Source organism: Marinomonas sp. BSi20584, from assembly GCF_002792415.1.
GTDB classification, from domain to species: Bacteria; Pseudomonadota; Gammaproteobacteria; order Pseudomonadales; family Marinomonadaceae; genus Marinomonas; species Marinomonas polaris.
In genome coordinates this window covers 124,817-148,649 of the sequence record NZ_KZ454881.1, presented here as the reverse complement: position 1 = coordinate 148,649, position 23,833 = coordinate 124,817, and the positions used below count along the sequence as shown (strand labels likewise).

General features: G+C 42.5%; 21 protein-coding genes. 13 read left to right on the top strand and 8 right to left on the bottom strand.

From position 1 onward, the window contains the following. Positions 1-40: 40 nt before the first annotated feature. The 3 genes from umuD to TY87_RS13580 all read right to left on the bottom strand — a co-directional run bounded on the left by umuD (position 41) and on the right by TY87_RS13580 (position 2,512). A complete protein-coding gene (umuD, locus tag TY87_RS13590; protein ID WP_012069683.1) occupies positions 41-487 on the bottom strand; it encodes a translesion error-prone DNA polymerase V autoproteolytic subunit in 447 nt (148 codons plus the stop codon). Between the two features lie 133 nt (positions 488-620). Continuing rightward, positions 621-1,985, bottom strand: a complete 1,365-nt coding sequence (locus TY87_RS13585; protein ID WP_100187481.1) for a DEAD/DEAH box helicase — start codon at positions 1,983-1,985, stop codon at positions 621-623. Then, positions 1,985-2,512 (bottom strand): hypothetical protein, encoded by a 528-nt coding sequence (locus tag TY87_RS13580; protein WP_100187480.1) that lies wholly within the window; start codon positions 2,510-2,512, stop codon positions 1,985-1,987. Before TY87_RS13580 ends, TY87_RS13585 begins: the two co-directional genes overlap by 1 nt. A 100-nt stretch (positions 2,513-2,612) precedes the next feature. Here TY87_RS13580 and TY87_RS13575 point away from each other — a divergent pair, with 100 nt between their 5' ends. The 6 genes from TY87_RS13575 (at position 2,613) to TY87_RS13550 (ending at position 9,573) form a co-directional block, all read left to right on the top strand. Then, the gene (locus TY87_RS13575) at positions 2,613-2,990 is read left to right on the top strand and encodes a helix-turn-helix domain-containing protein (protein ID WP_232617140.1); all 378 of its coding nucleotides are present in this window, start codon (positions 2,613-2,615) and stop codon (positions 2,988-2,990) included. Between the two features lie 162 nt (positions 2,991-3,152). After that, a complete protein-coding gene (locus TY87_RS13570; RefSeq protein WP_100187478.1) occupies positions 3,153-4,391 on the top strand; it encodes an ABC-three component system protein in 1,239 nt (412 codons plus the stop codon). Further along, positions 4,372-5,037, top strand: coding sequence for an ABC-three component system middle component 1 (locus TY87_RS13565; RefSeq protein ID WP_100187477.1), 666 nt, complete (start codon positions 4,372-4,374; stop codon positions 5,035-5,037). Before TY87_RS13570 ends, TY87_RS13565 begins: the two co-directional genes overlap by 20 nt. After that, complete coding sequence (locus TY87_RS13560) at positions 5,012-7,345, top strand: AAA family ATPase (protein ID WP_100187476.1); 2,334 nt, start codon at positions 5,012-5,014, stop codon at positions 7,343-7,345. Before TY87_RS13565 ends, TY87_RS13560 begins: the two co-directional genes overlap by 26 nt. Before the next feature lie 394 nt (positions 7,346-7,739). After that, complete coding sequence (locus TY87_RS13555; RefSeq protein ID WP_100187475.1) at positions 7,740-9,065, top strand: omega-aminotransferase AptA; 1,326 nt, start codon at positions 7,740-7,742, stop codon at positions 9,063-9,065. Positions 9,066-9,246: 181 nt separating this feature from the next. Beyond that, positions 9,247-9,573, top strand: coding sequence for a hypothetical protein (locus TY87_RS13550; protein ID WP_072838066.1), 327 nt, complete (start codon positions 9,247-9,249; stop codon positions 9,571-9,573). Between the two features lie 76 nt (positions 9,574-9,649). Here TY87_RS13550 and TY87_RS13545 read toward each other — a convergent pair whose 3' ends face one another. From TY87_RS13545 to TY87_RS13525, 5 genes are all read right to left on the bottom strand, one after another. After that, a complete protein-coding gene (locus TY87_RS13545) occupies positions 9,650-9,919 on the bottom strand; it encodes an RNA recognition motif domain-containing protein (protein WP_072837857.1) in 270 nt (89 codons plus the stop codon). Positions 9,920-9,996: 77 nt separating this feature from the next. Beyond that, a complete protein-coding gene (locus tag TY87_RS13540; RefSeq protein ID WP_072837856.1) occupies positions 9,997-10,938 on the bottom strand; it encodes a nucleoside hydrolase in 942 nt (313 codons plus the stop codon). 33 nt (positions 10,939-10,971) lie between these two features. Continuing rightward, positions 10,972-11,892: a ribokinase gene (locus tag TY87_RS13535; RefSeq protein WP_100187474.1), complete on the bottom strand. Its 921-nt coding sequence runs from the start codon at positions 11,890-11,892 to the stop codon at positions 10,972-10,974. Between the two features lie 185 nt (positions 11,893-12,077). After that, positions 12,078-13,310 (bottom strand): argininosuccinate synthase, encoded by a 1,233-nt coding sequence (locus TY87_RS13530; protein ID WP_072837854.1) that lies wholly within the window; start codon positions 13,308-13,310, stop codon positions 12,078-12,080. Between the two features lie 202 nt (positions 13,311-13,512). Then, positions 13,513-14,403, bottom strand: a complete 891-nt coding sequence (locus TY87_RS13525) for a flagellar protein MotY (RefSeq protein WP_100187473.1) — start codon at positions 14,401-14,403, stop codon at positions 13,513-13,515. A gap of 95 nt (positions 14,404-14,498) precedes the next feature. On the opposite strand from TY87_RS13525, the gene rnt reads away from it, so the two are divergent. From rnt to TY87_RS13490, 7 genes are all read left to right on the top strand, one after another. Further along, positions 14,499-15,167 (top strand): ribonuclease T, encoded by a 669-nt coding sequence (rnt, locus tag TY87_RS13520; protein ID WP_072837852.1) that lies wholly within the window; start codon positions 14,499-14,501, stop codon positions 15,165-15,167. A gap of 71 nt (positions 15,168-15,238) precedes the next feature. Next, positions 15,239-15,706, top strand: a complete 468-nt coding sequence (locus tag TY87_RS13515) for a YbaN family protein (protein WP_100187472.1) — start codon at positions 15,239-15,241, stop codon at positions 15,704-15,706. Positions 15,707-15,750: 44 nt separating this feature from the next. Continuing rightward, positions 15,751-19,002 carry a DUF748 domain-containing protein gene (locus tag TY87_RS13510; protein ID WP_100187471.1) on the top strand — a complete coding sequence of 1,084 codons (3,252 nt, stop codon included), beginning with the start codon at positions 15,751-15,753 and terminating at the stop codon, positions 19,000-19,002. A gap of 332 nt (positions 19,003-19,334) precedes the next feature. Beyond that, on the top strand, positions 19,335-19,595 hold the full coding sequence (locus tag TY87_RS13505; protein WP_072837849.1) for an HP1242/YdcH family protein: 261 nt from the start codon (positions 19,335-19,337) through the stop codon (positions 19,593-19,595). Positions 19,596-19,809: 214 nt separating this feature from the next. Next, on the top strand, positions 19,810-21,954 hold the full coding sequence (locus TY87_RS13500; RefSeq protein WP_100187470.1) for a TonB-dependent siderophore receptor: 2,145 nt from the start codon (positions 19,810-19,812) through the stop codon (positions 21,952-21,954). A 197-nt stretch (positions 21,955-22,151) separates the two neighbouring features. Next, entirely contained in the window at positions 22,152-23,564 is a 1,413-nt protein-coding gene (gene trhP / locus TY87_RS13495) for a prephenate-dependent tRNA uridine(34) hydroxylase TrhP (RefSeq protein ID WP_100187469.1), read from the top strand. A 10-nt stretch (positions 23,565-23,574) separates the two neighbouring features. Next, positions 23,575-23,832 (top strand): YfhL family 4Fe-4S dicluster ferredoxin, encoded by a 258-nt coding sequence (locus TY87_RS13490; protein ID WP_072837848.1) that lies wholly within the window; start codon positions 23,575-23,577, stop codon positions 23,830-23,832. Position 23,833 lies beyond the last annotated feature (1 nt).

Here is a 23,833-nt window from a genome sequence, read left to right as displayed (position 1 = left end):
TAAAAGTTATTGCAATCGACTAAGGCAAAAACCGTCTTCATCAACCGCGCTCGTACTTACGAACCACGCCCGTCACCACGCCGAAGATTTCCAGCTCAGACTCTTCAGTAATATGAATGGCTTTGTAGGCTTTATTCTTCGGACGAAGCAACACATTGGGTTTCAGCTCCAACGTCTTCACCGTCATTTCCCCATGAATGCAGGCAATGACGATATCCCCATGACGTGCGGTTAACGAACGATCTACTACCAACACATCACCCGAATAAATACCCACATCGATCATCGAATCACCCTGAGCGCGCACATAAAACGTCGCGTTCGGGTGAGCCACACAGAACTCATTTAAGTCCAAGGATTTTTCAACAAAGTCCTGAGCGGGCGAAGGAAAACCCGCCGATACCGAATCCACATACAAAGGGATTCGCACACTATTGGCCGCGATAAACGCCGCCGACTCAGACACACCAAGATAAGTCACACGCATGATCAACACCAAAACACTGTATGGATATACAGTATAGTTTTAAGCAGCGAGAATGACCAAGTGAATTTTTGTAAGAGAACGGATTTCCAGTTTTCCACCAAAAATGAGGCGGGATTTCAAGAGTGGCGAACTCCTATAAATAGTAAGAAATGATTTTCGATCTGAATGAAGACATTGTCAGTTCATTCAAGCATGTCTGTTTCAATAGATCATGATCGTTACTCAAGATAAATTCACCAAGATCAGTCTCGGGTTGCAAAACGTCGTCTCTGTATGAGTTTCGACTACCACCATTTCTTGAGTTTGGAGTGGCTATACTATTAAGCAATTCTTCTGTTTTTTGGTAGTTGTAAGTGCCTGGAATTGCTTTATTCAGTCGCTCTGCGAACTCTACTAAATTTGGTTCTGCCAACATGTACATATTGGCTACAGGTGACTGATCTTTAGTCATTCGTATGATGCGCCCAAGGATCTGCCGGAAGTAAAGTTCAGTGGTGACATCGGTAAGACTACAGCAAACTTGCAGCCTTGGTATGTCTGTCCCTTCGCTGATCATGGCAATACTGATTATCCATTCGCTGTTGTCTTTACGAAAATGGTTGATGAGTTCTGGTGAGTCATCATGCCTACAAGATACTAAAGTAGACTCTCTATTGAGGTGGTCCAATAGAATCGATTGAATCTGTAAAGCATGTTCGTATGAAGATGCGACTATTAAGCCGCCCGCATTAGGTGAGCTCTTTCTAAGAATATTCAGCCGATGAACGCTTAATGAAAGTAAGTGCTTGATGACTTCAGGATGTCTGATCACAGTTTGATAGCTTACTTCACTTTCGCTTAGCAATGACTGCAAGCTGGTGTAGGTTTCAAATTTACCTAATCCTTTTACTGTTACCTTTTCAATATCAATTGCGGTAATTTGAGGTATCCGACAGACCTTGTCTTTTATTGCATCAACAAGATCATACGAGTAGTCACAGATAATGTTACCTTCCGGATCTGAGTATTTAGCGAATGAAATTGGTAGCGTATCAGTACGCCAGGGTGTGCCAGTAAGTGACAACGTATAAGTCGCTAAATGCTGTATCGTGGAGAGAAGCTGTAATCCCCATGCATTTGCTGGAGAATCACCATTACCGGCGCAATGGTGTATTTCATCAAAAATGACCAAGACTCTAGTAGCAGCAAGATCATTGATTAGCTCAGCTGCATTGCTAAGAGAATGATAAGTTCGTGATGCTCCGATTGCCCCAAGTCTGCCATTAAACTTTCGCTTCAATGTTTTCTCAAATGTTTCTTCAATGCTCTGTGAAACGATTCGAGAAGGGGAAAAGCATACTACATAGTCGATATCGCCACTGTTGATAAGAGCTTTTGCTATATGCGCTGCAAGCAAGGTTTTACCCGCACCAGGGGAAGCTAATACCAGGAACTGCGATTGCTTCTTATAAGATGTTACTGCCTGAGAGAGGCACTGTTCTTGCCATGCCCTAAGCATTACATATTCCCCTCAGGTTGAGTCGCTTGAATAATTTTTTTAATGGCGTTTAATCGACCGTAGAACCTTGTCGCTTTTTCTCTAGACTCATCTAGCAATTTCAAAATAGCTGGTCGCTTATGCGGGAATAGCCCTAAATATTCCTGATAAGCATCAATCTCTCCCAACAGTAGTTTTAATTCAGCATTGGCTTTTTTTTCTTCATCTAGAAGATACACCTCATTTGAGCTTTGACTTGTATCTATGATTTCTTCGTCTGACGAGCCACAAGGACTGCTGTTTAGCATTAGGATTAATTCAGAAGCAAGATGGTAGGTTCGAGCGTTTCGCTCTCCACTAGCGCTTATGAGGCCTTTAGATGTCAGTCTGCTAACGTTTCTTGCTACTAGTCTAGTGGATTGGACTATATCTAGCTCTGTTGTGCTTGATGCTAATTGAATGAGTTCTTTTCGTCTGATGCTGGTTCCTTCCACGCGTTGCAAGAGTTCTTTGAACTGTTTATTCAAAGAAAATGGTTTGGATGTCATGTTTGTGTCTCAAAAACTAAATACTTAGGATTGCTAAGTATACAGAAATAAGTAAAACTTAGACAATCTAAGTACATGAGACTTTAAAGATGAAACTATTTTGTCAGATAACCCAATACCACTGCGGCTTAAACAAGCTCGCAATAAAATCGGCATATCCCAGAAAGAGCTTGGGATAAAAATCGGTATGGACGAAAGCTCTGCCAGCGGCCGTATGAACCACTATGAAAAGGGACGACATGTTCCTGATGTCGAGACTTTGAGAAAAATTGCTCAAGAACTCAATGTCCCGCTGAACTACTTTTTGTGTGAAGACGACCTAAGTGCTGAACTGGCGTGTTTGATTTCACGCCTAGACGATGCTTCCAAGAAAGCACTAATCACTGAGCTGGAGAAGTTGGAAGACTTAGAGTTAGAAAAAGTCGTAGAACAGCGTAAAAACTCACATGAGATTGCTATAGATATTAAAGATTTATAGTTGCTTGATCTTTACTAGTGGTATCTTGTAGACAGTTTATTCAGTTGACAACTATTCCATTAAGGGTTTATCTAAGAACACTTCTCGTACGCAAATACCTTGAAATACTATAATATATAATTCCGCAACACTGGCTGCTCGCTAACAGTAAAAGGAGTTCATGTGAGTCAAGAAGATGATGAAAAATATCCAGCCAGCGCCGTATCCTCGTGGAGCGGCTTCGTTTATCAAGGGAAAATTGCGCTATATCACTCGCTTAAGCTTATTCACGATGGAGACTTAGATTTCGAACTTCAGCTAGACAGTAGTGACGACTTCGCTATTTATAAAAATGAAAAACTACACTCCGCCCATCAAGTCAAAGCAAAGATAAGTAAATATCGAAGTGGCTACACCGCAGCATTGGAACAATCCACTTTAATCGAACATGACAAAATAAAGGGGACGACTCGTTACTTTCACGTATCTGTCCAGCTAAACAATACTGATGATCATAAAGGCGCTAGCGGAGAAACAGTAAAATTCTACCGTTACGGAGACTACTATCATTGCGGGCTGGGTGAAATTGAAGGGCAGACCAAAGAACTCATAAAAAAAATATGCGAGAAACAGTTCATCACTGCCAGTGATAACCTTATCAATTTTAACTACTGTTTACTGTCAGAAAAAATAAGCACCACGGCAGTACATAACCACAAGTTAAATCAAGTTGATGGGCTCTCAGAAAATAAAGCCGCATACGAGGGCCGTATTAAGGCCAGAGATATTTTAAATGACCTGCTGACCGAAAATCCTTATCAGAATAGGGACTACTATGCAGTTGAATTAAAGGCCAGGCTCCAAACTCACCTAGAAGAAAGACTGGATCAGGCGCTACCAACAATGAGTGACGCCACTTATGAAAGAGCCAGGGGTCTGTGTGAGCACATTCGCGAAACGCACATCAACGAATTAAAGACCTTATGCCAGATGATGAAGCCATCCGAGCGGTTTCAAGACGTTCAGACTAACGATATCAGGCGATACACTAAGCTTATCCAGGCTATTTCAGCAGAGCCCATATTCAACCATAACTATCTCCCACACTATCTTGACGGAGAAAATCGATTCTACGTGCCTACCGCTCTTGACGTAGATGAAAGCGAAGAGTGTGAGTCTGATATGATCCGTGAAATGAAAAACAACGGGGATCTGCTGAGACTACTTTTTGAGTACAACCATCTAATTGCTAGTAAAGCAGAAGACTCATTCACCTTTAATACAAAATTCACAAACTCAGATGATTTCAATAACAAACCTGCCACTGAGAAGCTTGAAAGCAACATCACCAAGTCGCTATGCATTAGCGTAATGACAAAAGACGACGCTGAGGGACGACTGAATGATAAAACAGCTTATTGATGAAGCACTTGTTAGCCATGGCTTTGTAAGTAAATGTGAAATGGACACCACAAGCTTTTATGTTCGTGAATCTGGATCAGCTATCAGATTCGCAGTCGTACATAATCTTGACGACCTCCCTGACCCAGCCGAGCTGAATAACCGAATCAATCAACTTGCTCCTGAGGACTTTCTCAGGAACCCAAGCTTCAAGAAGAATTGCGATCTGATTTGCATTCATCGCCTTGACGTTCTGGCCGAGTTCAAGGATCACGAAGAAGAAATCTTCGCAATTGAGGAAGACCCGCATTTTTATAAAAAATATGTCCTCTACTACAGCATTGCGGAAGAAAGCGCTCTCTCCAATTTCACCTATGAGAAACTTGAGACTGTTATTGCTGACAAAAAGGAATTTCTTAATTACAAAGAAAACCCCCTTGTCGCCACACAATACAGCTTCGCTGCGAAGACCTTTATCAAACTTCCTTTCCTAGTGCTACCTAGCCATCAAGGAAATCTTGTGTCATTGAGGTTACAAGCAACTGAGGCCGTTGCTGAAGCCGACTTGAACGATACGTATTCGACTATCCAGAAAGTCACAAACAAAAACGCCGACGCAATTATCAAGGAAATGATTAACCATGAAATGGAAAATATCCAAGATTGAAGTCTCTAGCTTCAAAGCATTCAAGCATATCTACTTAGATCTTGGCGAATCGTCCTTGCTAACTCTGGATGGACCTAACGGCTATGGTAAAACAAGTATCTTCGACGCAATTGAACTACTGCTGACCGGCCAGATCAATCGAATACAAAACCTATTCGATACATTATTAACCAGTAACAAGAGAAATTACGCGGACAATCTATTCTGGAACAGTCGCTCCGGCGATAACGACCTCTGCATTAAAATTGAATTCATTAACGATGATCGCAAACTTGCTTTGGCCAGACATTGCCCAGCCGCGATATTCAAAAAACCAGTAAACAATCGTGCGGACAAGTACGAAAACTTCAAACTTTACGAGTTACCAGAGTTCGAGTCGTCCGACTTCACGGAGATCAATCAGCGCGACAACAACTTCCTTGATGAAATTTTCGGAAAAAATTTCAGGGAGAACTTTTCCTTCCTTAACTATCTGGAGCAAGGGCAAAACAGGCTGTTACACACTCGGGTAGACGAACGTAAGGATAAACTAGGGAACCTCTTCAACATCAGCGATATCGAAACTGAGATCGAAAGCTGTAACACCATATACAATAAACTCACAAGGTACATCAACAATCCTGAATACGCGGCAAAAGCTTTATCACTTAAAGAAGAGATAGCCACACTAAAAGATACATTGCAGGCAGAGACTGGGATAATTGAGTACAAAAAACTCTCAACGACTGATGCCCAACCAATATGGGACAAGGAGATTCTATTCTCAACATACTCAGCATCAGATCATGCTGCCTACCTGGAATCAGTTCGCAAAATTATTGCCCTTTTACCGCTCAAAGCCACGATAAAAACCAGGGTTCACAACGAGGCAATTGATGCCGACATCGAACGTAACGAAGAATCTCTGAGAAGCTTAGCTCAGTTCGGTAAAGACCTTGAGAAGCTTGATGGGCTTGAAGTCATTAAGAAGGGGATCAATGAACTGAATCGTTCAGCGGCCACCATCAAGCGCGGAGCCTCGATGATCAAGGTCGAAGAAGCCCAATCACTACCAAACTGGGCGGATGGGCGCCTTGAGTGGTTTGAGTTACAAATTGAATCCCGAAACAGCCTAAGCGAAAAAAGCAGCGCCAATGCGAACGTTATAGCCGAGTTGGAACACCTGAAAAGGCAGCTGATTGATGAACACAAGAAGTCCTATCCAGATGATCAGTTGTGCCCTCTCTGTGGCACTGACTGGGAAGATCACAAATCGATGGTGGATGCCATTGAAGAAAGAACCAAGCAGATCTCTGAATCACTAAGCAAGGATGGTAAGGACCTAGTTAACCTAATCGCTGCTATGGACGCTGAGCTGAAGCTCATCGACATCCCTATCCAAGACAGCTTGAAGGTTCTCAAGCCTACATTTAAACCAAATCTTCATGCAGAGCTGACCAAAATTAAGCTTCGGCTCCCAGCAATAACCCAGCTAATGGAGAAGTTGAAAAACGACAATATTCAATTTACTGACTCATTTACGGAAAGTGATGATGTAGTAAATGAGCGACTTGAAAAGCTCAAAGCGATTCTAAGGAATAAAAAACAGGTTGAAGCTGATGCTTTAGCACTGCCGGAGGACTGGCGAGAAACAACAAACAGCGCCTTCAAAGACCTGCAGGATTTCTACATAATAACGGCTGAAGATCTAAAGAACAAAGAGCAGTACATATCGATTAAAGCAAACGAGGCTCAAAACTCTCGGCTCCAAACCTGTATTTCCGATCTTAAGCTTATCGAAAAAGAAATCCTGGCGGCTCAAAAAGCACAAGGTAAAATTGAAAAGCTCCGCAGCACACTGAAGAAAACAGAGCAAAATTATACCGATCAGACAATTTCGGCTATCGAATTCATATTCCACATCTACAGTGGCAGGCTGATCCAAAACTACCAGCGCGGCCTCGGTCTGTTTATCGAGAGCCGAGAGGGTACACAGTTGAGATTTCTGACTGCCGAAAAATCTGAACACGACGCAGTCATGTCTATGAGTTCTGGCCAGGTGTCCGCTCTTAGTCTTGCCTTCTTTCTTTCACTTAATAAGGTCTACGCTAAGGTACCTCTCATCCTGATTGATGACCCGTCACAATCTCTGGATGAAATCAACATTGCTTCCTTGACAGACCTACTCCGTTGCGAACTCAAGCATTGCCAGTTGATTGTCTCTTCTCACGAGGATGATATCTCTGCTTATATGCGCTACAGGTTCGACAGAGCAGGCCTTAAAACAAGTTCACTCAACATGCAAACCTTAGCAAAACATGCTATGTAAAAGCGGCCTGTGGACTCATAGTAGAACTGCTTATTTAAGCATGTGAATCAGTTTTAACTTCCTGACATTTTGTAAAGAATAATGGGCTTGATTTTATAAAGATTTCAGCCGATAAAGGACTTAACTTACAAATCTTGAAATTTTCGTAAAGAATATTTAAGGCTTAAAGGCATAACAATCCAGTGTATAAAAGGGATCCCACTCACTCACCCACTAATTAAAATGGATTTTAGTAGGTATAAGAAGATTTTAAAGACAAGACCTCCACTTAACTTTCCTACTTTTCTTAGTTAACTAAAGGCTAACCTAAAATTAAATAACATCACATTTATTAAACCTTTCTAGCTCGGCATTCTTAGTCTATTGATATTTCACTTTATAGAGGGAGAATGCTATGAGTCACCGTTTAACCCAAGCTCAACTTGACGCACATTGGATGGCCTACACGGGCAATCGTCAGTTTAAAAAAGATCCTCGCATCATCACCTCGGCCGCAGGAAAATATTACACCGACAGTGATGGCAGAAAGATTTTTGACGGTTTGTCTGGGTTATGGACTTGTGGTTTGGGTCATAGTGTTCCTGCGATTAATGAAGCCGTGGCTCAGCAAGTCAAAACACTGGATTACTCCCCTGCCTTTCAATTCGGTCACGAGAAGTCTTTCTTGTTAGCCGAGCAAATTACCGAGTTTATGCCTGCTGGATTAAACCGTATTTTCTTCACAGGTTCTGGTTCTGAATCTGTCGATACTGCGTTAAAAGTTGCGCGTGCTTATTGGCGTAAAAAAGGCATAGGGACGAAGACTAAATTTATCGGCCGTGCTAAGGGTTATCATGGGGCGGGGATTTCAGGCTTTAGCGTCGGCGGAATTCCTGCGAACCGTACGCTTTATGGTCAAGGCTTAGAATCCTACCACCTACCTCATACTCAAGTGCCGGGTAGCGAATTTTCAAAAGGCATGGCTGAACAAGGCAAAGAGCGCGCGGATGATCTGCTAAATCTAATCATGATGCATGATGCATCGAACATTGCTGCGGTGATTGTTGAACCTATGTCGGGCTCGGCTGGTGTCATCGTTCCACCACAAGGTTATTTGCAGCGTTTGAGAGAAATCTGTGATCAGCACAATATTTTATTGATCTTTGATGAAGTTATTACCGCTTTTGGTCGTATGGGCGCAAAAACCGGCGCAGAAGCCTTCGGTGTGACGCCTGACGTGATTACCATGGCAAAACAGGTTACTAATGGTGTTATTCCAATGGGCGCTGTCGCCTTTAAACAAGAGATCTACGACACCTTCATGGATAACGGTGGTGCGGAATACATGCTAGAAATCCCTCATGGTTACACCTATTCAGCTCACCCAATTGCTTGCGCGGCTGGATTAGCCTCCCTTGCAGAGATCAAGAAACAAGGTTTGATTGAACGAGTTAGCAGTATGAGTCCAGCATGGGAAAATAGCGTTCATCAGCTAAAAGACGCCAGCTCGATGATCACTGACATTCGTAACTACGGTTTTGCGGCGGGTATTACCATTGCTCCAATAGATGGCGAACCAGCTAAACGCCCGTTCCAAATTGCTATGGCAATGTGGGACAAAGGCTACTACGTTCGTTATGGTGCCGACACCATTCAATTAGCACCACCATTTACAACAGAACAGTCCGAAATTGACAGTCTAATTAATGCCCTAGGTGAGACTATTAAGCAACAAAGCTAAAAGGCACTTGCTGCCTTCGCAATACTTCTCTCCAATCAAGATGTTGCTAATAAGTACTCAGCAACATCTTGATTCATATCAATTTTTTCTAGCTATCACTTCTCAGCACTCTTGCACTATAATGGCTGTCCTAGAAGAGTCATCAATGACCTTGGATCTTCACCCAGTAAAGGATAAACCAATGTCTATTTCACATTCGCCTTATGTTCGCTGTTTTTGGACAGGTTCTCTATATTTAACCAATGGCGTTGTTATGCCGATCCATTGCACACACATATCTACACAAATGATAGAAGTGGAAGCGCCCGACGGTTTGCAAGGATCAAAAATGGTGAAGCTAGAACTAAAGGCAATTCATGAAGGGAAAACGGCCACAATAAAAGCATTATGCGACCCACAACTGGATGTTTTTAACGAGCATAATAAGCATTATATAAAACTTACCTATCACACTATTTCAAGCAAAGACGTGGACTTTATCAAAGAGTTCGCCGACGCTCATTCCTAGCTCATAATAAAGATAAGCTAGGAAAGCGGGTCGTTCTTCTCTTTATTCATTCTGATGAATAAAGATTTACGATTATTTATTCAGCGTCGCTTTCATCTTTTTTAGCGGTATCTTCTGCTTTTTTAACGCGAATTTTAGAGCCATCAACGTCCATACCGTTTAGCGTTTTGATTGCTACTTTCGCTTCACCTACTTTTGGCATTTCAACAAACGCAAAGCCTTTCGATTCACCTGTTTCTTTGTCCATCACGATAGTACAAGATTGCAAAGTACCGTGAACGGCAAACAAACTTCTCAATTCGTCTTCTGTGGTGTTACGGGCAAGGTTTCTTACTAATAATTTCATATTTTTCTCTTTATAAATAAAAAAGGCATGGAAGTTACTTACCATGCCTTCGAGTTTGATTGTGCCATTCTAACGTTTTAAGACAATGTTGTCTCAAACAAGGTTAATAATTTTTTACTGTCCACTTCCATACAAACTTGTGTCATCGGTACATCGTTCCAATGCGGTTCAGGGAAGCTCATGCCTTGTGGTGCAAAAATAGTTTGCCCAATGCCGATACCTTCACACGCAACACGAACAGCGCCAAGCTCTACGCCAAAAATGCTCGGATCCATAACATAAGCAATAGTTGATGCATCATGGAAATAACAACCATCCATATCAAAGCGGCTGCTATAGAAATTAATATAATGTTGAGCACAATCATACAAGAAACCACCTTCAGTCGGGTTGGCTTTCTTAATACGCTCTAATACTGAATTGTCTAATAACACCTGATGAGTGACATCTAGGCCAATCATGGTAACTTGCCAAGCAGCTGTAAAAACAAGATCCGCAGCATGTGGGTCATTCATGATATTCGCTTCTGCCACAGGCGATACGTTACCATATTCAATCGCAGTTCCACCCATCAGCACAACTTCATCAACCAAGTTCGCCACTTCTGGATCAAGCTCTAAAGCTTTTGCCAAGTTACCTAATGGCCCAAGAGCGATAATGGTTACTTCACCTGGGAATTCACGCACAGTATCAACAATAAACTGCGCTGCGCTTTTCTCGATTGCCTTACCTTTTGGTGCTGGCCAATCAATATTACCAAAGCCATCTTTGCCGTGTACAAAATCAGGATGTGGACGAGGTGCAATCTTGCTTGGTACAGCTACGCCTTTGGCAACCGGTACATTTACCTTAGCAATCTCAGTCAATGTGATGGCATTTTGTGTTGCCAAATCCACAGACACATTACCAAACGTTGTTGTTAGACCTAATACATCAAGCTGTGGTGCTTGAAAGGCGAAGAAGATCGCCATTGCATCGTCTATACCTGGATCTGTATCAATAATAATTTTACGAGCCATGTTTCACTTCCTCTTTTAACTATACATTTTTGGCTAACTGTTTTTGGCAAGAAAGGCCGTCACTTCATCTTGTGTTGGTATAGATGACGCAGCGCCTAAACGAGTAACGCAAATAGCAGATGCAGCACAGGCACGAGTGATCGCCTGCGTCATGTCTTCACCATTCATTAGTGAAGCTAGGCAAAAACCAATAAACGTATCGCCAGCCGCCGTGGTATCAACCGCGTCAACAGAAAATGCCTTTACTGACAAACAACCTGCATCATTGTTCTCTTGATCGCTCTCTTTTCCAGTAAAGTAGCACACACCTGCTTTGCCAAGCGTCATCAATACAGCAAGTTCAGGGTAAGCTTTGGGGAAAGCAACGATGGTGCTGTCTATGTCCGTTGTGCCAATTAAATCCATGGCTTCAACTTCGTTAACGATTAATAGGTCAACAAAACCAAGTACTTTTTTGGTCAATTCAGCGTCCATTGGTGCTGGGTTAAACGCGACCCTAACCTTATTCTCTTGCGCTTTACGCATGATGTATTCGATAAGGTTCGTTTCGTTTTGCAGCAACACCCAATCACCAGCGCTTGCCAGTGATAGCACTTGATCAACTTGTTCTTCCGTCAGCGCATGGTTCGCGCCTTGGTATAGAATGATCGAGTTTTCCGCTTCTTTGGTTAGCTGAATAATCGCATGACCCGTTGGCACATCAATTCGCTTTATCAGCCCTGTATCCACACCAAGGGATTCTAACTGATCAATAACAGCTTGATCACTGTGATGAATCGCACCGACATGCTTTACGTTAGCGCCCGCTTTAGCAAGTGCAACAGATTGGTTTGCTCCTTTGCCACCTAACAAACACTGATAGCTATTAGAAGCCATGGTCTCGCCGGGGCGGACAAAATGATCTAGCTGATAAAGGTGGTCGAGGTTAATCGAACCAAAGTTATAAATTGTCATAATTCTCTTCCTTCAGATCAGCGTGCATCGTATCGGCACATTTTATTCTACTGCTCATTCTGCAAAGCGACATGCTATGTCAATTAACCAGCGAATACTGACCAAGTGTACAAAAATAAAAAACGCTCCAATTCTGCAAGAATGGAGCGTTTTTTGAAAGCTTATTTTTCTAAATCAACAAGTGGTTACTTGTCGTTATCTAGAAAACCACGACCTTTCTGAGCGGCAATACGCATACGTAGTGCGTTTAGCTTAATAAAGCCTGCTGCATCTTTCTGATCGTAAGCGCCAGCATCATCTTCAAAAGTAGCAATTTTGCTGTCGAACAAGCTGTTTTCAGACTGACGACCAACAACACTTACGTTACCTTTGTACAATTTCAGACGAACTGTACCGCTAACGTATTTTTGTGATGTGTCGATCAAAGCTTGCATCATACGACGCTCTTCTGACCACCAGAAGCCGTTGTATATCAACTTAGCGTAACGAGGCATCATCTCATCTTTCAAATGCGCCGCTTCGCGGTCTAGGGTAATAGACTCAATCGCACGGTGTGCTTTCATCATGATGGTGCCACCAGGTGTTTCATAACAACCACGGGCTTTCATACCAACAAAACGGTTTTCTACGATATCAACACGACCAATACCATTCGCGCCACCAACTTTGTTTAATGTTTCCAAGATAGTCGCAGGAGACATTGCTTCGCCATTGATAGAAATAGGATCGCCTTTTTCGTAACCAATTTCGATGTAAGTTGGTTCGTTTGGAGCATTTTCTGGAGAGACAGACCAACGCCACATGTCGTCTTCTGGCTCTGTCCATGGATCTTCTAACTGATCACCTTCAAAAGAAATGTGCAGTAAGTTTGCGTCCATAGAGTAAGGAGATTTTTTCTTTTTAGTAGAAAAATCTACTGGGATTTTATGCTCTTCACAGTACGCCATTAGGGTTTCACGAGACGTGAGGTCCCATTCACGCCAAGGAGCAATCACTTTAACACCAGGTTTCAATGCGTAAGCGCCAAGCTCAAAACGTACTTGGTCGTTACCTTTACCTGTTGCGCCGTGAGAAATCGCATCGGCACCAGTTTCATTAGCGATCTCGATCAAACGTTTAGCGATCAGAGGACGCGCAATAGACGTACCTAATAGGTATTCGCCTTCATAAATAGTGTTGGCACGGAACATTGGGAAAACGAAGTCGCGAACAAACTCTTCGCGCAAATCTTCAATGTAGATTTCCTTAATACCCAACGCTTGAGCTTTAGCACGAGCTGGTTCAACTTCCTCACCCTGACCCAAATCAGCGGTAAAGGTAACCACTTCACAGTTATACTCTTCTTGAAGCCACTTCGCGATTACGGAAGTATCCAGGCCGCCAGAATAGGCAAGCACTACCTTCTTCACGTCAGACATTATCTCTATTCTCCTCAACGAGCTCGCGCTCCCTCACCAGTGCTTTCAAACCAGAACATGGCGGCGCAAAAAATTTAAAAAAGGGGCTGTAAGTGTAAGATCTCGATTCTTGCTTAGCAAGTAAAAAGCCCCGTTTTGCACATATAATTCGGCAAAACGAGGCTCTTTTAGCAAATCACAGAAATCTATAATAATTTATAAATTAACTCGACTCAGATGATTTCTCTAAGCGAATCGTTACTCGTCGGTTACGTTCTCGACCTTGGGCCGTATTATTCGTGGTGGAAGGATAGCGTTCACCATGATATCGAGAAATAATTTTTCCCGCAGGCACACCTTTCTCTAATAGATAAGAGGTGACTTTTTCTGCCCTAACTTTTGACAACTCACGGTTATCTCGGCGAGAACCTATAACATCCGTGTGACCATCAATGTAGATGTATTCAACACTTGGGTCAGAAGAAACATACAATGCGACAAGATCCAGACGAGCCTTAATTCGATCCGTAAGATTCACGCCATTGGTCGGAAACAAGGCCGCTGTTCTGGCAATCTGGTCATAATTTACTGGCAACAGACTAGACAAGCAGCGTCTAAACTCATTGTAAGCAGGCGCAAAGTTAATATTCGACAAACCCACTTCTATCGTTTCACGATTATTTTCCCAAGCGGTTCCTGCGACAACAGGATGACGCCCACGATCCAAACTTGTTAGCATCCGTTCAGCGACTCGTCCACCTACTTCAACCGTTAAACCGTAACCAGGGTAAGGTAAAATTTCTAAGGTTTCTGGCTTTAAACCTGGCGACCAATCTGGTGCTTGAGAAATAATATAAACCTGACCTGGGCCGAGTTTTTCGTTCTGCGGCTGCAAAATGAATTTCATAGGTTCGCCAGCTTCTTTTATAAAGTGGCCTTCACCGTAATTCGGCACGGGGTGCGTTAAACTGCACGAAAAAATATCGCCCGAAAGTAGCCACTCAGAATCCGAAATACCAGATTGGTAATGAGTTATGGCATTGGCCTGCGTACATACCATGCCAATAGCCAATAAAAATGTGGTACGAATTAGAAGTTGTTGGGGAATTCCCATTTAGACATCTCGTTCAAGCATTATCAAATGTGTTATGATCCGATCCTATTGTATACCGTTACTGTTGATCAAGCGGCAGAATTAAGGACCTTCTTTTGTCAAACCATGAAATCAAAGATAGATTCCGCGGCTTCCTACCTGTTGTTATCGACGTAGAAACCGCAGGCTTTAATCAAAAAACAGATGCTTTATTAGAAATGGCGGCCAGCATCCTGCGAATGGATGAAAATGGCGACTTATATATCCACGAAACATTGGACTTTTTGATCAAGCCATTTGAGGGTGCAAACCTTGAAAAAGCGGCGCTGGACTTTACTGGCATTGACCCTTTTGCTCCTGGCAGACAAGACATGCCAGAAACTGAAGCTCTCAATCAAATGTTTAGTAAAGTTCGAAAAGAACTGAAGTCTGTCGGCTGTAAACGCGCCATTCTAGTTGGTCATAATGCAGCTTTTGACCACGGTTTTTTGAATGCCGCGATTGAACGAGCCGACATTAAACGTAACCCATTTCACCCATTTTCTAGCTTCGATACTGCAAGTCTCGCTGGATTAGTGTTTGGGCAAACCGTATTAGCGAAAGCGTGTGAAGCGGCTTCTATTCCGTTTAGTAACTCAGAAGCACATTCTGCGAAATATGATACTGAAAAAACTGCAGAACTATTTTGTGAAATGGTTAACCGTTTAAAACGTTTAGGCGGCTGGCCTTTGGTTGAAAATGAAGCCGAAGATAGTATGGCGGCTATTTTCCATTCAGGAAAATAACGTCATAATGAGAATGGGCTTGAGTTATTAAAGCCCACTTTTCTTTTTTTACCTATTAAGCGGACATTACTATGCAAGGAAAGCGAATCTTATATCTGATGCTGGGGTGGTTCTCTCTGATCACTGGCATTATTGGTATTTTTCTCCCCTTGCTTCCTACTACGCCGCTGGTATTACTCGCTGCTTGGTGTTTTTCTCGCTCCTCTGTACGATTCCATACTTGGCTCATGGAACACAAATTCTTTGGCCCGATTGTACGCGACTGGCAATCCTCAAATGGCATTCCTCGTAAAGCAAGAAACCGCGCCATCATTTTTATGTGGGCAGGTATGGCGATTTCGATCTTTATTGTTTCTCGCTTATGGGCAACCATAGGATTAATCACCATAGGGCTCTGTGTAAGCACCTATTTATTACGCATGCCTATTCGTTCTGAAAGCCCACTAATCACAGAAAACACAACAGAAACAGAAACAGAAACAGAAACAGAAACAGAAAAAGCATTAAAAAGCACCGAAGACAAAGACAGAACTAGCTAATCCATATTCACTTATTTACTATTGAGAAAGCAGAAAGGCACTTTATGATGACACGCCGACATTTTCGACACTTTGTCTTTTATCCATTTGCGGCTCTGACTGGTCTCACTAGCGCAATGTGGCTAGCTGCTCCATTTATAGCAGAGCACTATTTGATAGCTTATTTTCAAAAGCAAGACGAAAATGTTACCGTTGGCAAGCTGTCTATTGACTTCTTCCCCCCTAAAGTTGATTTGAAAAATATCGTCATCAATGACAAAAACCAAGATACTCTCACTCTTAAACGCGCTATTTTTGAAGTCGAAATATGGCCGCTTTTAACTAAAACAGTTCATATCTCAGAAGCCAAAATTGAAGGTTTAAACTTAGTAGTTGCCCAGCACGAGAAAGACTGGATTATTGCAGGTATTAATACTTCTCAATTCATCACACCTGAAGATCAACAAGAACCAGAAGCAACAGAAGAAACCGCAGAAAACCCAAGTGCGCCTTGGACAATAAAACTGCCTTCATTTTCATTCACTGACAGCCAAGTTAACCTGTCTCGTCAACCAGACTTAAACGTCCCTGCCGAATTAGATAAATTCGTCTTAACTAATCTATCTATAAAAGATCTATCCGGCCAAGAACTTACATGGCAAGGCGAGGTTGCTTTATCTGCTCTAGTCAATGAAACCACGCTGTCCTTAGAAAGCCAGTTTGATTATTCACCATTACAAGCCAGCGCAGACGTCGACATTAAAAATACGCGTTTGCTGATAGAGAGCTTTCGCCACTTTTTACCTTCACCTTACAACGAAGGTAAAGGCCAATTGGATCTCGCTGGAAGCTTTCAATTTTCACAACAGCAAGTGAATGGCGCACCTGTTTTTGATGTTAAAAACCTAACTTTAAACACTCAAGTTGATAACCTAAATTTACCATTAGGCGAACAAGACAAAGTTTCCACCAAATCTACGTCACTATCGATATCAAAAGCCAATGCCCGCTTTGTTTCCGCTGACCAATTGGCCGCGACTGGAACTATTAACCTGCAGTCTACGCAGTCATTCTTTGCACAGGCGGATATAGCCGCACAGTTTGATAAGCTAACCCTAAACACGCCGTTCGATGTTAAACGTGATAAACAGGGATTAGCAGCAAGTGGAAAACTAGATGTGCAGTTAGAGCAGCCGCTCTTTACTCAGGCAGAGCAAAAAGCCCAGCTTGATATGCTTACCCTAAACACCCCATTTGATATTAAGCAGAATGAGCTTGGATTAGCTGCCAGCGGAAACCTTGATTTACAGTTAGGAAAATCCAGCTTTGCTCAAGCTGAGCAAAACGTACAATTTGATAATCTGACGTTTAACACGCCTTTCGATGTCAAACAGGATAAACAGTCGGGGCTGACCGCAAATGCTGCCTCAACAATACTGGACATGAATGAGCTTTCCCTATCATCAGAAAGCCTTGCTGTACAAAACCAGCAACTGCACATTGCATTAAACGATATCGCTCTTACTATGGATAACGATCAAGCTCTTACCGCCTCTTTACTTGCGGAAATACAAAGTCATGATCTATCCGTACAACAAGCCGGAAATACGGCCGACTACGCCACGTTCAATTTATCAAATACGCTTTCTCTGCAAAAAAATGGCGACACACTTTCAGCTCAAAATAGCCAATTGTCTATCGATATTAAAGGCTTGAAAGGGACACAAAGTGACGAGAAACAATTCTCATTAGGTGCCGCCAAACTGACTGCAGACCAATTAGATGTAAAGCAAACTAATCAACAGTCTCCAGCAATAAAAGGCACTAACCTCAACTTTACCAGTGAATCACTGGACAGCATGTTGACGAATAAAAAGCGCATTGCCTCTTGGAAGAATGCCGACATTAGTGGCCTTTCGTTTACTCAGCAAGATAAAGACTTTGACGCCTCATTAGCCCAATTAAGCGTCATGGATTTAACGGTTTCCGAATTGGTTGCGGATGCAGGTAACAAACAAACACTTCCACCGTTAAGCCATATCGGCAGTATCAAAGTAGAAAAAATTGAAGCTACTCAAGATGGCGCTAAAATCAAACAGATCACTACGGATTCAGCCAAAGTAAGCCTAATATTGGATGCTCAAAAGCGTATACAAAACCTCGTTTTTGTCGATGTTGAACAGCAAAATACGCCTGAGCCTGTACTAAAGAATCCAAACGTTCCAAGAGAAAAAGACGCTAAAAATGCCGTTAGCAACACTCAGGATGCAGAACAAAATCCTGCATTTAAAGCACCTTATTACGTTATTTTGGATGCCTACGATACAACTGGAGCGTCCAGTATTTATGTGCAAGACAAGAGTATTTCTCCTACATTGCAACGTTCTTTAGACATCGACACTCTATCATTGCGCAATCTAAATACGCAGAAAAAAGACCAAGCCACAGTATTGGCGCTAAAAGCGCGCAATGGTAAATACGCCACTCTACAGAGTGACATAACTATTTGGCCTCTGGCTGATAAACTCACCTTAAAAAGTGACTTGGTTATTCGTGAAGCCGAATTGCCACCCTATTCCTCTTATATTGCTAATGTTTTAGGCTACCAAATAGACTCTGGACAACTGGATCTAGACTTAAAACTCAACGCAGATAGCGGAGTGTTGAGTGGCAACTCCCATATTGTATTAAGAGAATTCGACCTTGGCGGACGCAAAGAAAGCAGCTCCGTTATCAAGGCTGGTGCTGTTCCGCTTAATATCGCCGTGAGCGTTTTAAAAGACAGCGACAACAATATTGATTTAGATATTCCTCTATCGGGCGATATTGAAAAACCTGAATTCGGCTGGCAGGACTTCTTGCTCTTACCTGTGCGTAAAGCGCTATTTAGCGCATCAAGCACCTACTTGATGCAAACTTTTGTACCATACGCCAATGTTATTAGCATTGCCCAATTCGCCGGTGATCAACTACTCAAGATCCGTGTTGAACCTTTAATTTTTGAAGCTGAAGATGACGAATTAAACGATTCGCAAGATGCCTTTTTAAAGCAACTTGTTGCCTTAATGAAAGACAAAAAAGACAGCCAGCTAAAAGCCTGCGGCGTTGCGAGTTATCTCGATCTGGGCCTTGAAAAACCACCTGTATCTATCGATAACGACACGAAGGAAACCGCAAACAATCTAGCACAAAAACGTGCCGATCATTTGAAAGACTATTTGGTGAAAGAAGGTATTTCGTCTTCACGAGTTTTTCTTTGCTCACCCGAAGTGGATCTATCAAAAAGCAGCAAACCAAGGATAGAACTGAATTTTTAAGTCACCTATCTTTAGAAGCTCTTTAATACCAATAAAATTTACCAAGTTAGCCGCGATAGAAACCTCTATCGCGGCTTTTTAATGTCAAAAAGACGCAAAGAAACCCACGATATAGTGCAACGTCATCTAGACTTAACACTCTCCATTGAAAACTGAAATAAACTGGCCATAACTGTATAAGCAGCGTTTGAAATCCCTATGTAGCAAAGTAATTGGTTACATTCTTTATTAGTTAATTTTTTAAAGAGTGAACAAAGCCTGACCAACATCAAGAGAAGACTAACCTAACTAGGTTAGTCTTAAACGAAAGCTAGCAAGTATAGGAGGCAATTATGCCGATTGAAGACCATAATTTAGTAAATGAATTTCCTGAATATAAAGAAGACATCCACCAGCTAAAAATGGATGATGCACATTTTAAAAAGCTCTATGATGAATATAACCACTTAACAAAAGAAGTGGAAAAAATGGAGCAGGAAATTATCCCGGCTACTACGATTGAAGAAGAAAAGTTAAAGAAACAACGCCTTCAACTAAAAGACACCATACAAGGCTACATTAAAGCGTCAAAACTCGCTGCTGAAAAAGCCTAGTCTTCAAGCCGAGCGGCTTTTGTATGCAAAGCCGCTCTGCCTTCCCTCTGTTTTTTAATAATTCACCTTCTACCTTATCTCTCTCCCTAATATAGTATTAACGTTAATAGCGATTAACTCTGCATTTTGAATCTTTTGTAAATCAACTCCTATTTGAAAATGAATATCATAAACACTATTATACGCAACTCATTCAATTCAACTTGGTTTTCCTATGACGTTAAGAACCACCTTAATGATGATGCAAGCCTGTGGTGCGCTTGTTTTTTCTACTGTGATTTTTGCCGAAAATGCTGCAAACAACATCACACAAGACAGTTATCTCAATGATGGAAATAACAAAATTAAGGATGGATCCAACATAGAACTTCAAACACTTCAGGTACAAGGCCGTGCTCTGTCTTATTACAAAGAAGATGAAGCTGCACTTGCCACTCGAACATCAACTCCCATTGATAAAACACCACAGTCTGTTCAAGTGGTTACTGAGGCTTTGATTGAAGACCAAGCTGCACGACAGATCACCGATCTATATCGATCTATTTCGGGTATGTCGCAAAATAACGTTTCAACGGTGACGCTAAGAGGCTTTAGCCAAGACGAAGTACTATATGACGGCCTAAAAGGTGATCCATTCGGTGACTTCTCTATTCCGCAACTGTTTACCATCGAACAAATACAAGTCCTTAAAGGCCCATCTGGTGCCGTCTATGGTGCTGGCGAACCTGGCGGTGTCATTAACTATGTCACCAAAAAACCGACGTATGAGCAGAAAAACACGCTCAAAGTCAGCGCGGGCAATAAAGACTTTTTAAGCGGTAGCATCGAATCCTCTGGCCCAGCCAATGAAGACGCATCGCAACGCTACCGTGTTGGTATTTACTCCGACGGTCAAGATTCCTATCGTAATAATGTCGAAGAAGAAAACCGAATTATCGATCTTGGTTACGCTTGGGACATCGATGAAAACAATACCCTCACCGTTCAATACACAGACATTCATCAATACATCTCCGGTGCCCGCTTACGCGGCATTCCAACCGATGATGATGGTAACTTCTTGGCTGACACGTCTTGGAATAATAACGAAAAATCCGATTTCCAAGAGCTAGACGCGCAAGTCTTTCAAACGCGTTTAGACCACAGCATAAACTCATGGCTAGACAGCAATTTCTCAGTTCGCTACTTCGAAAACACAGAGACTCAGAAATATCATGAAATAAACAAACTGCTAGATAGCAATAGCGATGGCACCATAGACTCAACACAACGACAATACCGAGATCAAGTCCGTACTCGCAAAGGCATTACATTTACTGGCAATTTAATCGCCGAGCTAGGTGATCATACAGTGTTAGTCGGAAGCGATTATTTTCATCAGAAAAATAGCTTTCTCTACAGTTACGCAAATAAAGCTGATGGCGTTTCCAATCTTAGCCTAACTGACCCTATCTACGGCCAAGATGACGTCAATAGCTACACCATGCACTTAAAAACTGATGAAACCACCACTACAGACCAAATTGGCTTATATATTCAAGACCAATGGAAAATCACAAATCAGCTAGACTTACTAGCTGGCGCTCGTATTGACCGTTTTGAAGAACAATACCAAGACCACACTTCCAGTTCCGCTAAGCAAGAGTATGACGACACAGGTTACTCCAGCCGAATCGGTGCAACCTATAAAATCAATGACAACTGGAAGCCTTACACCTCATTCTCGACAGGTTTCGTACCACAAGAAGCAGAGAAACAAGCTAACTCAAAAAACGGAGAGTTTTTTGATCCCGAAGAAAGCCAACAGCTAGAGGCAGGTGTCCGTAGCTACTTCTTCAATAACAAACTTAATATCAACCTAGCTGTTTACCATATCGACCGTAAAAACATCCTTCAAAAGGATACGGATGATACAAGTAAGTATATTTCTATCGGTAAAATCCGCAGTCAAGGTTTTGAAGTTGATGCACTGGCTGATATCACACCTCGCTGGGTAGCTAATGTCAGTTATGCCTACAACGATGTGAAAGTAACCGATGCTGCAGATGGCGTATATTTTGCTAACACACCTTATCATCAACTTGGCCTTTGGAGTCGCTACGACTTCCCGAGCATAGATTCCTCTATTGCTTTTGGCGCAGATTACGTTAGCCAACAAAAGAACCGAGATGATCAAACAGTTAAACCCTATACGGTTTATGATATGTCTTGGCAAACTCGATATGAAGATTGGAAGTTCCAGCTAAACATCAAAAACTTATTCGACAAAGAATATGCTGTTAGTGGCTTTACCAAAAACATAGGATCATTCGTCGGTGAACGTCGTCGTGTTTACATCTCAGCCGCGTACGACTTTTAACTGAGTAAAGACGCAATAACAGGGTCAGATTCCTTTAGCTTATTAAGGGAATCTGGCACCTTTAACTTTTCTCTGTAATTGATGAAATTTGACCTAGATCAAACAGACCTTATTTAAGCCACCAATCCCGCCATCATCACTTGAGTTCAATTAACACACAGGTAAACTCCGCGCGTTTTGATCGATCGGTGAGCCTTATGTCTCAAGAAAAAATGTCACAGCAAGAAAGCTTTAAGCCTGAAGTATTTAGACCAGAGCTATTATCTCCAGCAGGTTCGTTAAAAAACCTTCGTTATGCATTCGCCTACGGAGCCGATGCCGTTTACGCAGGCCAGCCACGCTACTCTCTAAGAGTGCGCAATAACGAATTTGATTTAGAAAAGCTGGGCATTGGCATAAATGAAGCACACGAGCTGGGCAAAAAACTCTACGTGGTCAGCAATATTGCACCTCACAATGCAAAATTAAAAACCTACTTGCAAGACTTAGCACCGGTTATTGACCTCAAACCAGACGCGCTCATCATGTCTGATCCAGGCCTTATCATGATGGTGCGAGAAGCATTTCCAGACCAACAGATTCACCTCTCGGTACAAGCCAATGCAGTCAACTGGGCAACAGTCAAATTCTGGCAACAACAAGGCATTTCTCGCGTTATTTTATCGCGTGAACTATCGCTAGATGAAATTGAAGAAATTCGCTTAAAAGTCCCAGATATGGAGTTGGAAGTCTTTGTTCATGGCGCGTTGTGTATGGCCTACTCTGGTCGCTGCCTGCTATCGGGCTACATGAACAAACGCGACCCAAACCAAGGTGCTTGCACCAATGCGTGTCGCTGGGAATACAATGCCCACGAAGCGACACAAGATGACGTTGGCCAGATCATCGCCAGCAGTGGCGCTTCATTGCAAGCTCAAGCGTCTGCCGTACAAATTCAAGAGCCAAGTGATCAGCTCTTTTTACTGCAGGAACGCGGTCGTCCAGACGAATACATGCCAGCGTTTGAAGACGAGCATGGCACCTACATAATGAACTCAAAAGACTTACGCGCCATTCAACACGTAGAACGTCTGGTCAAAATGGGCGTGCATTCATTAAAAATCGAAGGCCGTACCAAGTCGTTTTACTATTGCGCCAGAACTGCACAAATATACCGCCAAGCCATTAACGACGCTGTCGCTGGCAAAAGCTTCGATAAAGGCCTCATTAGCAGCTTGGAAAACCTTGCCAACCGAGGTTACACCGATGGCTTTTTACAACGTCACCGTCATGTGGATTTGCAGAACTATGAAACGGGTAACTCCATTAGTGAGCAACAGCAGTTTGTCGGCGAAGTCATAGCAACCAACGCCGATTCACTCACCATCGAAGTGAAAAATCGCTTCAGTGTTGGCGACTCCTTGGAACTAATGACACCCAAAGGCAATGTCACCTTTCAATTAAGCGAACTAAACGACAAACAAGGTCACCCTATCGACGTCGCCAAAGGCAGTGGTCATGTGGTTTCTATTCCTTGTCCTCAAGGTATAGAGGCGTCTATGGGTATCTTATTAAGAAATCTAGCGGAAGGACAAACCACCCGCCAACCTCATGCAAGCGTAACCGCGTAAAGGTTACAGCATGGCATTATTAATCAACGATCGATGCATAAACTGCGACATGTGCGAACCAGAATGTCCGAACGAAGCCATCACCATGGGCGCGAAGATTTATGTCATCGATCCAGATAAATGCACAGAATGTGTTGGTCACTACGACCAACCCACCTGCGTCGCCGTCTGCCCGATCGACTGTGTTAAACCCGACCCTGACAGACGTGAAACCGAAGAAGCGTTATACGAAAAGTTTGTAGAAATGCACTTTGATACCAGCGTTTAAT